At 54.1% G+C, this 13,132-nt stretch carries 8 protein-coding genes; 6 read left to right on the top strand and 2 right to left on the bottom strand.

The genetic code is table 11. The annotated features are described in order from the left end of the window. Positions 1-53 precede the first annotated feature (53 nt). Complete coding sequence (gene rcsC, locus GFC06_RS12040) at positions 54-2,900, bottom strand: two-component system sensor histidine kinase RcsC (RefSeq protein WP_153690192.1); 2,847 nt, start codon at positions 2,898-2,900, stop codon at positions 54-56. Positions 2,901-3,068: 168 nt separating this feature from the next. Between rcsC and atoS the strand changes: the two genes are divergently transcribed. The 6 genes from atoS (at position 3,069) to GFC06_RS12010 (ending at position 10,335) form a co-directional block, all read left to right on the top strand. Beyond that, on the top strand, positions 3,069-4,907 hold the full coding sequence (atoS, locus tag GFC06_RS12035; RefSeq protein WP_049281517.1) for a two-component system sensor histidine kinase AtoS: 1,839 nt from the start codon (positions 3,069-3,071) through the stop codon (positions 4,905-4,907). Continuing rightward, the gene (gene atoC / locus GFC06_RS12030) at positions 4,904-6,289 is read left to right on the top strand and encodes an acetoacetate metabolism transcriptional regulator AtoC (RefSeq protein ID WP_153690191.1); all 1,386 of its coding nucleotides are present in this window, start codon (positions 4,904-4,906) and stop codon (positions 6,287-6,289) included. Before atoS ends, atoC begins: the two co-directional genes overlap by 4 nt. Before the next feature lie 199 nt (positions 6,290-6,488). After that, positions 6,489-7,148, top strand: a complete 660-nt coding sequence (gene atoD / locus GFC06_RS12025; RefSeq protein WP_016157020.1) for an acetate CoA-transferase subunit alpha — start codon at positions 6,489-6,491, stop codon at positions 7,146-7,148. 2 nt (positions 7,149-7,150) lie between these two features. After that, positions 7,151-7,801: a 3-oxoacid CoA-transferase subunit B gene (locus GFC06_RS12020; RefSeq protein ID WP_016157021.1), complete on the top strand. Its 651-nt coding sequence runs from the start codon at positions 7,151-7,153 to the stop codon at positions 7,799-7,801. Continuing rightward, the gene (locus GFC06_RS12015; RefSeq protein WP_153690190.1) at positions 7,798-9,120 is read left to right on the top strand and encodes a TIGR00366 family protein; all 1,323 of its coding nucleotides are present in this window, start codon (positions 7,798-7,800) and stop codon (positions 9,118-9,120) included. Before GFC06_RS12020 ends, GFC06_RS12015 begins: the two co-directional genes overlap by 4 nt. A 30-nt stretch (positions 9,121-9,150) precedes the next feature. Beyond that, positions 9,151-10,335 carry an acetyl-CoA C-acetyltransferase gene (locus GFC06_RS12010; protein WP_151222482.1) on the top strand — a complete coding sequence of 395 codons (1,185 nt, stop codon included), beginning with the start codon at positions 9,151-9,153 and terminating at the stop codon, positions 10,333-10,335. 43 nt (positions 10,336-10,378) lie between these two features. Here the strand turns inward: GFC06_RS12010 and gyrA are convergent, their stop codons facing one another. Continuing rightward, positions 10,379-13,015: a DNA topoisomerase (ATP-hydrolyzing) subunit A gene (gene gyrA, locus GFC06_RS12005; protein WP_016153796.1), complete on the bottom strand. Its 2,637-nt coding sequence runs from the start codon at positions 13,013-13,015 to the stop codon at positions 10,379-10,381. Positions 13,016-13,132: the final 117 nt, after the last annotated feature.

Raw genomic sequence — 13,132 nt, 5'->3', positions numbered from 1 at the left:
TGTTGTGCGTGTTCCGTAGGCCGGATAAGGCAAATGCCCCCATCCGGCCTCTTTTATTCCCGCGCCTTTCTCACTCTTTCCGCATAGACCGTCAGCGTTTGCTTCAATACATCTAACGTCACCGGCTTAGACAGACAGCTATCCATACCTGACTCCAGACAACGCTGCTTCTCTTCAGCCAGCGCGTTGGCCGTCACGCCGACAACCGGCAGGGTTAATCCTAACTGGCGAATACGCTGGGTCAGGCGATAACCATCCATGTTCGGCATGTTAACGTCGCTCAGCACGATGTCGATATGGTTTTTACTCAGTACATTGAGTGCGTCCACGCCGTCATTCGCGGTTTTACACTGATACCCCAACGATCCCAACTGATCGGCCAGTAAACGCCTGTTGATAGGATGATCGTCGACCACCAGAATCATCATGTCATCGTTAGTTGCAGCAACTTTATCCGGGGCTGGCAACGCCGTTGAAAGCTCTTCACTGCTCAGCTCAAGGCTGTAGATATGCGCCAACAGCGCGGGCAATTCGTGAGGCGATGCCACGCTGTGCACCCACTCCCCAAGCCCCCTTTCCAGCGGAATACCGATATGACGACGGCAGAAAATCACCGCGGCACGTCCTTGCCACGCCTGGTCCAGCACATCGTCGGCAATCAGCAGGTCATCCGCATCCGGTTGCTGTCCCTCATAGCACTGCACCGTCATCCCGTTACGCGCCAGACTGGATTCAATAAACTGGTACAGCGACGCGTTACGCACCGCCAGCCAGCAACGTTTGCCGACAAGCCCTTCGATACCTTTTTTCAGCGGGTACTGCGCGCCATAAAGCGGAATACGCAGCATAAACTGGCTACCCATTCCCGGTTCAGAATCGACGGAAATATCCCCATCCATCATGCTGATCAGTTTTTCACAGATAGCCAAACCAAGCCCGGTTCCCTGGAAATTACGCTGTACGCCGGTTCCCACCTGGAAGAAAGGATCGAACAAGCGGACGACCTCTTTGGCTGGGATCCCAACCCCGGTATCACGCACGCGAATACTGAGATAGTCTTCGTTGCACTGCACGTGCAGCACAATGCAGCCGGTATCGGTAAACTTGATAGCATTACTCAGCAGATTGGAAATCACCTGCTGCAAACGCATCGGATCACCATTGAGCGCCACCGGTACATTCGGGTCGATAAAGCAGTACAACCCCAGCTGTTTGCGAACCACCAGCGGCAAATAGTTAGCCGTAATATGATTCATTACTTCTCGCGGTGAAAACTCGCGCGGTTCAATCTTCAGCTGTTCAGATTCAATTTTCGAGAAATCGAGAATATCGCTGATAATTTTCAACAGCAGGCTGGAAGAGTTGTTCATCGCCGTCACCAGGCGATCCACTCCGTTGGGTAACTCTTTGGTTTGCAACAAATCAAGGTTACCGATAATGCCATACAGCGGCGTACGCAGCTCGTGGCTTACCGTCGCAAGGAACATCGATTTGGACTGGCTCGCCTGCTCCGCCGCCTGCGCCATCTCCTGCAACGACTCTTCCATTTTAACGCGCGCGCTGATGTCAACCAGCACACAAATTGCCACGTTTTCATTACGATAGCGCGAGTGCACAAAGCTGATTTGCAGATTGGTATTGTTGCTGGTCAGCACATCAACAAAATTGACCTGCTGGCCGCAGATAATTTGCGTTAACCGTTGCCGGTCTTCATGCGTCAGCATGTTGAGATAGGTGTGCGCCAGCTCATTACTCAGGATGTTAATGCCATCTATCGTACGCAGAATACAAATCCCAACCGGCGCAGAAGCCACGATTTTACGGTTAAACTGCTCGTGCTCTTCCAGACGCTGGGCATCGCTTTCCGCAGGAATAAAAATGCGCCGCTCATACATGCGCGTGAGCATAAATAACGCCGCGCCAACCAGCACATTCAGCAGAATAGCGTTCAGGATCATCATGCGGATCCGCTCCAGCACCAGGTCAACCGGTACGGAGTACACAATGCTTAGCGATGACGGGGGCAGGTTTTTCTTCAGCACCAGTTCGTGAAAACCCGACGTATAGCCAAACCAGGAGCGCTCCTGCATCCAGCGAGGTTCAGCCTTAATATTCCCCTCGGGGCCGGTGAGCGAAATCAGCGCATGACCATTTTCATCAAGGATGGTCACTCCCATCGGCAAACTGCCAGGCGTGAAAAAGTTCTCCATGCGGATAGGCTGTTCCACACCCAACAGCGCCTGCAGGCGATTAGCGAGATAAACCGGCGTCAGCGCATAGAAATAGCCTATCCCCGGCCGCGGCCCCTGGCTAATCCAGAACAGGTTATTACCGTTTTCGTCCTGCGGTGCATTGCGATACTTAATAATGCGCTCATGCAGCGCCTTCAACGCCCCGTCACGTTCGACAGGCATATCACGCAGACCGAAATTGGCCATGCAAAGGTTATCGCTGCCGATCAGGAACACACGATTCAAATCATAGGCCGCGGAAAAGTTATCCCGCCAGTAGCGCATAAACCACGCCAGCGATTCCAGCGAACCTCGCCAGGCGTTGCCCATCACCGAGCAGTCGGAGTCGGCAAACAGCGGCTCGAAGTTTGGCACGGCGGTTTTATCATCCCGCGCGCGCAACGACATCACGCCGTTTTCCGCCGTTAAGCGATTCTCCGCGATATATTTCAGCTCTTTAATCACATCAGAGGTGCGCTGAATGTAACGTTGGGCCTGATCGGAACTGAGGTTAAGCTCCTGGTGAATCTCGGACTCTCTCTGGTGCAGCGCATTCACGATGTAGAAAACGGAGGCAAATGCGATTAGCCCCCAGATCAGGAGCGCCAACGCCCTGAACAGATAGCGTGAGACTTTTAGCGTTGAATGAACGGAAGCAAGGTATTTCAAAGGGGCGAAGCTCCGCTTCAGGGCATTAATAGAGTGTGGTTAAGGTAGCGGTAAATGTCCGGCGTCGCAATGCCCTCTCTTTACGGGAATATGATACACCGCTCTGAAACCATTGTCTTAACCCGTGATAATCGTCGTTTGCCTGAAAAACACTGCACGGATGTCAGAATGCGCGACCTGAGATGGCTGGCTCGTCGGTTATACCCACGACGATTACGCAACCAAATGATCATGATGGCCATCCTGATGGTCATCATTCCGACGATATCTATAGGTTATATCGTAGAAACTGAAGGCCGTTCAGCAGTCTTATCTGAAAAAGAGAAAAAACTGTCATCGGTGCTAACCCTGCTAAACGATGCGCTGGGCGACCGCTTTAGTCACTACCCAAATTTGCCGCGTGAAGCACGCATTCGCGCGCTTAATCAAGAGTTGGCCCCCATCACCGAGCGCATTACGCAAGCGTTTCCCGGCATTGGCGCCGGGTATTATCACAAAGCGCTGGATGCCATTATCACCTACGCCCCCTCCGCGCTTTACCAAGGCAACGTAGGTATCACCATCACCGAGGATCATCCCGGACGCGAAGTGATGAGTAGCAACGCGCCTGTGGTCTATTCCGGGCGACAGGTTCGCGGCGACATACTCAATTCGATGATCCCAATAGCGCGCCAGGGAGAGGTTATTGGGTATATCTGGGCCAATGAGCTCACCGAAGATATCCGCCAGCAGGCCTGGAGAATGGACGTCAGGATTATTGCCGTACTGGTTGCCGGGCTCATCTGTAGCCTGCTGCTCATCGTGCACTTCTCACGTCGACTCAGTGCGAATATCGACATCATCACCGATGGGCTTTCCACGCTGGCACAAAAAACCCCTACCCGATTGCCTGAACTCCCCGGCGAGTTGGGACAAATCAGCCGTAGCGTCAATGCGCTGGCACAAACGCTACGGGAAACCAAAACCCTTAACGATCTGATCATTGAAAATGCCGCAGATGGCGTGATCGCCATCGACAGGCAAGGCGACGTTACCACCATGAACCCGGCGGCAGAACAGATAACAGGCTACACGCTGCATGAGCTGGTCGGACAGCCCTATGCGACGCTCTTTGCCAATACGCAGTTTTATAGCCCGGTACTGGACACCCTTGAGCACGGTACTGAACATGTGGCCCAGGAGATTAGCTTTCCAGGACGAGAACGCACCATTGAGATCAGTGTAACCACCAGTCGGATCCATAACGCACACGGCGAGCTGATTGGCGCGCTGGTTATTTTCTCCGATTTAACCGCCCGTAAAGAGACCCAGCGTCGACTGGCGCAAACCGAAAGGCTTGCCACCCTGGGTGAGCTGATGGCCGGCGTCGCGCATGAAGTGCGAAACCCGCTGACCGCAATTCGTGGCTACGTCCAGATCATCCGCCAGCAAACCTCGCTGCCGGAACATCAGGAATATTTATCTGTTGTGCTGAATGAAATTGATTCCATCAATAAAGTTATTCAACAACTGTTAGATTTCTCACGCCCACGACAAAGTCAGTGGCAACAGATTCGGCTCAATGCGCTCATTGAAGAGACGCTAATCCTGGTGCAAACCGCTGGCCTGCAGGCACGGATCGCCTTTACAACGGAATTAGATCCCAGCCTGCCGCCGATCGTCGCCGATCGCGAACTCATCAAACAGGTGATCCTCAATATTTTAATCAATGCGGTGCAGGCGATCGCTGCGCGAGGCGAAATTCGCATCCGTACCTGGCAATACTCGGCCTCGCAACAGGCCGTGATGATTGAAGATAATGGCAACGGTATCGATCTCGCCATACAGAAGAAAATATTCGATCCCTTTTTTACGACAAAAGCATCAGGCACCGGTCTTGGACTGGCGCTGAGCCAGCGCATCATCAACGCGCATCAGGGGGATATCCACGTAACCAGCCAGCCTGGCTGCGGGGCGATATTCACTCTGATTTTACCTCTTAACCCGCAGGGAAATCCGTCAGAATGAAAACGACCTATCGTATTCTCATCGTTGATGATGAAGAAAATGTTCGCCGTATGCTTGCCACCGCATTTTCCCTGCAAGGGCATGAGACACATTGCGCCAGCGACGGGAAAGCCGCACTGAGCCTGTTTAGCGAAACGCAGCCAGACGTGGTGCTGATGGACATTCGCATGCCGGAGATGGACGGTATCGACGCGCTGAAAGTTATGCGCACGCAGCAACCACGGATCCCCGTCATACTGATGACCGCTTACGCTGAAGTAGAAACCGCAGTAGAAGCTTTACGTAGCGGCGCATTCGACTACGTGATTAAGCCCTTTGATCTCGACGAGCTAAGCATGGTGATTCAACGCGCATTGCAACTGCAGGAGATGAAACAGGAAATCCGCAATCTGCATAAAGCGTTGACCACCAGCTGGCAGTGGGGACACATTCTGACCACCAGCCCGCGTATGATGGATATCTGTAAAGATACGGCGAAAATCGCCCTCTCCCAGGCAAACGTGTTGATTAGCGGTGAAAGCGGCACAGGAAAAGAGCTGATCGCCCGCGCCATTCACTACAACAGCAAACGCGCCAATGGCCCCTTTATCAAAATTAACTGCGCGGCCCTGCCGGAGTCGTTGTTGGAAAGCGAGCTATTTGGTCACGAAAAAGGCGCGTTTACCGGGGCACAGACGTTGCGCCAGGGATTGTTCGAACGCGCTCATCAGGGAACTTTATTGCTTGATGAAATTGGCGAGATGCCGCTGGTGCTGCAGGCCAAGCTGCTGCGCATTTTGCAGGAGAGGGAGTTTGAACGCATCGGCGGGCACCAGACCATTCGCGTTGACATTCGAATCGTCGCCGCCACCAACCGCTGTCTGCAAACGATGGTGAAGGAAGGAACGTTTCGCGAAGACCTGTTTTACCGGCTCAACGTTATCCATCTGACTTTGCCGCCCTTACGCGAGCGTCGTGAAGATATTGCCTTATTAGCAAACCACTTTTTACAAAAATTCAGCTCTGAAAATCAGCGGGATATTATCGAGATCGACCCGACGGCGATGTCGATCCTCACCGCCTGGCCCTGGCCCGGTAACATTCGCGAACTGTCAAACGTCATCGAACGTGCAGTCGTTATGAATACCGGCGCGGTGATCTTTGCCGACGATCTCCCCGATCCGTTGCGCAACCCGGTGAGCTCCACAACAGAGGCAAAACCGACTTACTCCGGGGAACGCAATCTGAAAGAAGAGATTAAGCGTGAGGAAAAACGAATTATCCTCGAAGTCCTCGACAATCAGGACGGCAATCGCACCCGCACGGCGCTGATGCTGGGAATTAGCCGTCGCGCTCTGATGTATAAATTACAAGAGTACGGCATCGACCCATCGGGTTCCTGATACGCAAATTTGCTATGCAGAATTTTGCACACTGCGCAAAATTCTGCATAACCCCTCGTGGTCTCCTTTCACCAGGACCATAAAAATAAACCAATAAATTCAATCAACTAAACATTAATACGTTTCTTTAGTCATTCTGGCACCCTGCTTGCAATTCCCTGAGCGTACCCAAAATGGAGTATGCAAAAAGGGAAACATAATGAAAACAAAACTGATTACCTTACAAGACGCTGCGGGCTTCTTTCGTGACGGCATGACCATCATGGTCGGTGGTTTTATGGGCGTTGGCACACCACCTCGTCTGGTTGAAGCCCTGCTGGAGTCCGGCGTCAGAGATCTGACGCTGATTGCTAACGATACCGCCTTTGTCGATACCGGTATCGGCCCCCTGATCGTCAATGGGCGGGTGAGCAAAGTGATTGCCTCGCACATTGGTACAAACCCGGAAACCGGTCGTCGCATGATTGCCGGCGAGATGGATGTACAGCTGGTTCCGCAAGGTACCCTGATCGAACAGATTCGCTGCGGCGGCGCGGGTCTTGGCGGCTTTCTCACCCCCACGGGCGTTGGCACCATCGTGGAAGAAGGTAAGCAAACCATGACGCTTGAGGGTAAAACCTGGCTGCTTGAACGCCCTTTACGCGCCGATTTAGCGCTTATTCGCGCCCACCGTTCTGACATGCTTGGCAACCTCACCTACCAGCTCAGCGCCCGTAACTTTAACCCTCTGATTGCCCTCGCCGCTGATATCACGCTGGTCGAACCGGACGAAATGGTTGAAACAGGGGAGCTACAGCCTGACCAGATTGTGACCCCCGGCGCCGTTATCGACCATATCGTCATTCCACAGGAGAGCTAATCATGGATGCTAAACAACGTATTGCGCGCCGGGTGGCGCAAGAACTTCGCGATGGCGATATCGTCAACTTAGGTATCGGCCTGCCAACGATGGTAGCCAACTACTTACCTGCTGATATTCACATTACGCTGCAATCTGAGAACGGTTTTCTGGGACTGGGCCCAGTCACCACCGCCCATCCTGATCTGGTGAACGCGGGCGGCCAACCGTGCGGTATTTTGCCGGGCGCGGCAATGTTTGATAGCGCCATGTCGTTCGCGTTGATTCGCGGCGGTCATGTTGATGCCTGTGTGCTTGGCGGGTTGCAGGTCGATGAGCAGGCAAACCTCGCCAACTGGGTGGTTCCCGGCAAGATGGTGCCCGGCATGGGTGGCGCAATGGATCTGGTGACCGGTGCGCGTAAAGTCATTATCGCCATGGAGCATTGCGCAAAAGACGGCTCCGCAAAAATCCTGCGTCAATGCACCATGCCGCTCACTGCACAGCATGCTGTGCATATGCTGGTCACCGAGCTGGCTGTATTCCGCTTTATAGATGGCAAGATGTGGCTGACTGAAATCGTCGAAGGATGCGACATCGCAACGCTATGTGAAAAAACCGAAGCACAGTTTGAAATTGCCGACGATCTGCGCATCCTGCGAGGTGACGCATGATTGGCCGCATCGCTCGCTTTATGACACGGGTAGTCAGCCGCTGGCTGCCCGACCCACTGATTTTCGCCATGTTATTAACGTTGCTGACCTTTGGTATCGCGCTGTGGTTAACGCCGCAGACCCCCATCAGCATGGTGAAATTCTGGGGTGACGGTTTCTGGAACCTGCTGGCGTTTGGTATGCAGATGGCGCTGATCATCGTAACCGGCCATGCGTTAGCCAGTTCCGGGCCGGTGAAAAGCCTGCTGCGTACGGCGGCATCAGCCGCCAAAACCCCCGCTCAGGGCGTCATGCTGGTGACGTTTTTTGGTTCAGTTGCCTGCGTTATTAACTGGGGATTTGGTCTGGTGGTCGGGGCGATGTTCGCCCGCGAAGTTGCTCGTCGGGTACCGGGTTCCGATTATCCGTTACTGATTGCCTGCGCCTACATCGGGTTCCTGACCTGGGGCGGCGGCTTCTCCGGCTCAATGCCTTTGCTGGCGGCAACGCCTGGCAACCCGGTCGAGCACGTAGCGGGCCTCATTCCTGTCGCGGATACCCTGTTCACCGGCTTCAATATTTTCATCACGCTCGGCCTGATTGTGGTGATGCCGTTTATCACCCGGATGATGACGCCAAAACCTTCAGATGTGGTGAGCATCGATCCAAAACTTTTATTGGAAGAAGCTGATTTTCAAAAGAAACTGCCGCCGGATGCGCCGCCATCTGAAAAACTGGAAGAGAGCCGCATTCTGGCGCTGCTCATCGGTGCATTAGGGATTGCCTATCTGGGTATCTACTTTGCCGAGAAAGGTTTCAACATCACCATCAACACCGTCAACCTGATGTTTATGATTGCCGGTCTGCTGCTGCACAAAACGCCGATGGCCTATATGCGTGCCGTTAGTGCTGCCGCACGGAGTACCGCCGGGATTCTGGTGCAATTCCCCTTCTATGCCGGTATTCAGTTGATGATGGAGCACTCCGGCCTCGGTGGGCTCATTACTGAATTTTTCATCAACGTTGCCAACAAAGATACCTTCCCACTGATGACTTTCTTCAGTTCAGCCCTGATTAACTTTGCCGTGCCATCCGGCGGTGGCCATTGGGTTATTCAGGGACCGTTCGTCATGCCTGCCGCTCAGGCGCTGGGTGCCGATCTTGGCAAATCAGTCATGGCCATCGCCTACGGTGAGCAGTGGATGAACATGGCACAACCGTTCTGGGCGCTACCCGCGCTGGCCATCGCCGGTCTCGGAGTACGCGACATTATGGGCTACTGCATCACCGCCCTGCTCTTCTCCGGCGTCATTTTTGTTATTGGATTGACCTTGTTCTGACGGCAACAACTTAATTAAAGGAACTGAAAAATGAAAAACTGTGTCATCGTCAGCGCGGCACGTACCGCAATCGGCAGTTTTAACGGCGCACTGGCAACTACGGGTGCCGTCGAGCTTGGATCAATCGTCATTAGAGCCGCTCTTGAACGCGCGCACCTTGACCCACAGCGCGTGGACGAGGTGATTATGGGCAACGTGCTGCAGTCAGGACTCGGGCAAAACCCAGCGCGTCAGGCATTATTAAAAAGCGGCCTGTCCGACACCGTTTGCGGCTTTACCGTCAACAAAGTGTGCGGCTCTGGCCTGAAAAGCGTGGCGCTTGCCGCCCTCGCTATCAAGGCCGGACAAGCCCAGGCGATCGTCGCGGGTGGGATGGAAAACATGAGCCTGGCCCCCTACCTGTTAGACGCAAAAGCCCGCTGGGGCTATCGCCTCGGTGATGGGCAATTGTCCGACGTGATTCTGCGCGATGGCCTGATCTGCGCCGAGCATGGTTACCACATGGGGATCACTGCAGAAAATGTTGCCAAAGAGTATGGCATCAGCCGCGAAATGCAGGATGAACTGGCTCTACAGTCGCAGCGTAAAGCCGTTGCCGCAATCGAGTCTGGCGCATTTGAGGCTGAAATCGTGCCCGTCAGCGTGTCATCACGGAAGAAAACCATCATCTTTGAGCGTGACGAATTCCCCAAAGCAGACTCGACGGCCGAAGGCCTCGCCGCATTGCGTCCAGCCTTTGATAAAGCAGGAACCGTCACCGCAGGTAACGCCTCGGGGATCAACGACGGTGCAGCGGCATTAGTGGTAATGGAAGAGTCCGCAGCACTGGAGGCTGGGCTGAAGCCATTGGCGCGGATCAAAGCCTGGGCCAGTGGCGGCGTAGCTCCGGCTATGATGGGGATGGGGCCGGTTCCCGCCACGCTGAAGGCACTGCAACTGAGCGGCTTACAGCTTTCTGATATCGATCTGATCGAAGCTAACGAGGCATTTGCTGCTCAGTTTCTTGCCGTTGGTAAAACGCTGGGGTTTGATCCGCAAAAGGTTAACGTCAACGGTGGGGCAATTGCGCTGGGACACCCTATCGGCGCCAGCGGCGCGCGAATACTGGTGACGCTGCTGCATGCGCTACAGGCACGGGATCAAACGCTTGGACTGGCCACGTTGTGCATCGGCGGCGGTCAGGGCATTGCGATGATAGTAGAGCGAATGAATTAAAAAAAAGGGCCGGATATTTCCGGCCCTTTTTATCACGTCTTAATTACTCTTCAGCGTCGTCCGCTGCATCGTCATCGCTTTCCGCTTCAGGCGCGATATCCTCGTCCCCTTCAGCAGCGCTACCGTCGATGGAGTCGAGCTCTTCATCATCAACCGGTTCAGCAACGCGTTGCAGACCCACAACGTTTTCATCTTCCGCAGTACGGATGAGGATAACGCCCTGGGTGTTACGCCCTACCACGCTGATTTCCGACACGCGAGTACGCACCAGCGTACCTGCATCGGTGATCATCATGATCTGGTCGGTATCTTCAACTTGCACTGCGCCGACAACGGAACCGTTGCGCTCGGTGACTTTGATGGAGATAACGCCCTGGGTCGCACGAGACTTGGTCGGATACTCTTCCGCCGCCGTACGCTTACCGTAGCCGTTCTGGGTAACGGTGAGGATAGCACCTTCACCGCGCGGAACGATCAGCGATACCACGCTGTCGCTTTCCGCCAGTTTGATACCGCGTACGCCGGTCGCGGTACGTCCCATCGGACGAACAGCCCCCTCTTTGAAGCGCACCACTTTACCGGCAGCAGAGAACAGCATAACTTCGTCACTACCAGACGTCAGGTCAACGCCAATCAGCTCATCGCCTTCGTTCAGGTTAACCGCAATGATACCGGCTGAACGCGGACGGCTGAACTCGGTCAGCGCTGTTTTCTTCACGGTACCGCTGGCGGTTGCCATGAAGACGTTGACGCCTTCTTCGTACTCACGTACTGGCAGAATTGCGGTGATACGTTCGTTAGCTTCCAGTGGCAGCAGGTTGACGATAGGACGTCCACGCGCACCACGGCTTGCTTCCGGCAACTGATAAACCTTCATCCAGTACAAACGACCGCGGCTGGAGAAGCAGAGGATCGTGTCATGGGTGTTGGCCACCAGCAGGCGGTCGATAAAGTCTTCTTCTTTAATTCGTGCTGCAGATTTGCCTTTACCGCCACGACGCTGCGCTTCGTAATCGGTTAACGGCTGATATTTCACGTAGCCCTGATGAGACAAGGTCACGACAACATCTTCCTGGCTAATCAGATCTTCGATGTTGATGTCAGCGCTGTTCGCGGTGATTTCGGTCCGACGTGCGTCGCCGAACTGTTCACGAATCAGCTCCATCTCTTCACGGATGACTTCCATCAGACGATCGGCGCTGCCCAGAATGTGCAGCAGTTCAGCGATCTGCTCCAGCAGCTCTTTGTATTCGTCGAGCAGTTTTTCGTGCTCAAGGCCAGTCAGTTTCTGCAAACGCAGATCCAGAATGGCCTGGGCCTGCTGTTCAGTCAGGTAGTACTGACCGTCACGCACGCCAAATTCCGGCTCCAGCCATTCAGGACGCGCGGCATCATCGCCGGCACGTTCCAGCATGGCAGAAACGTTACCCAGCTCCCACGAACGCGCGACCAGCGCTGCTTTCGCTTCTGCCGGGGTCGGCGCACGGCGGATCAGTTCGATGATCGGATCGATGTTCGCCAGCGCAATCGCCAGTGCTTCAAGGATGTGCGCACGGTCGCGGGCTTTACGCAGTTCAAAGATAGTACGGCGGGTTACGACTTCACGGCGGTGACGTACAAACGCAGCAATAATATCTTTCAGGTTCATGATTTTCGGCTGTCCATGGTGCAACGCAACCATGTTGATACCGAAAGAAACCTGCAGTTGGGTCTGGGAGTAGAGGTTATTCAGAACCACTTCCCCGACTGCGTCGCGTTTCACTTCAATCACGATGCGCATACCGTCTTTGTCAGACTCGTCACGCAGCGCGCTGATACCTTCAACGCGTTTGTCTTTTACCAGCTCGGCGATTTTCTCGATCAGGCGCGCTTTGTTCACCTGATACGGAATTTCATGGACGATGATGGTTTCACGGCCAGTTTTGGCATCCGCTTCGACTTCCGCGCGCGCGCGAATGTACACCTTGCCACGGCCGGTACGGTAGGCTTCTTCAATACCACGACGACCGTTGATGATCGCGGCGGTCGGGAAGTCCGGACCCGGAATATGTTCCATCAGCCCTTCAATGCTGATGTCTTCATCGTCAATGTATGCCAGGCAGCCGTTGATCACTTCCGTCAGGTTGTGCGGCGGAATGTTGGTTGCCATACCTACCGCGATACCGGACGAGCCGTTCACCAGCAGGTTAGGAATTTTGGTTGGCATGACGTCAGGAATTTGTTCGGTGCCGTCGTAGTTATCGACGAAATCCACCGTTTCTTTTTCCAGGTCAGCCATCAGCTCATGGGCGATTTTCGACATACGGATTTCCGTATAACGCATCGCCGCTGCGGAGTCGCCATCGACAGAACCAAAGTTACCCTGACCATCTACCAGCATGTAACGCAAGGAGAATGGCTGCGCCATACGAACAATGGTGTCGTAAACGGCGGTATCACCATGAGGGTGGTATTTACCGATTACGTCACCAACGACACGGGCAGATTTTTTATAGGCTTTATTCCAGTCGTTGCCCAATACGTTCATGGCGTAAAGTACGCGACGGTGAACCGGCTTCAGGCCATCTCGGACGTCCGGCAGCGCACGGCCAACAATGACCGACATCGCATAATCCAGATAGGAGCTCTTCAGCTCTTCCTCAATGTTGACCGGTGTAATTTCTCTCGCAAGGTCGCTCATCTAACCGCTATCCCTCTACTGTATCCCGGATTCAAAGGTCGCAAATTATAACACATCCGTGCAGATTCAGGTAAATGGATTCCCCCCTGACAGAGGCTTTATTCATCCCGTCAGGCT

The organism is Citrobacter braakii (genome assembly GCF_009648935.1).
In the GTDB taxonomy this organism is placed as follows: domain Bacteria; phylum Pseudomonadota; class Gammaproteobacteria; order Enterobacterales; family Enterobacteriaceae; genus Citrobacter; species Citrobacter braakii.
This window is presented reverse-complemented; position numbering and strand designations above follow the sequence as displayed.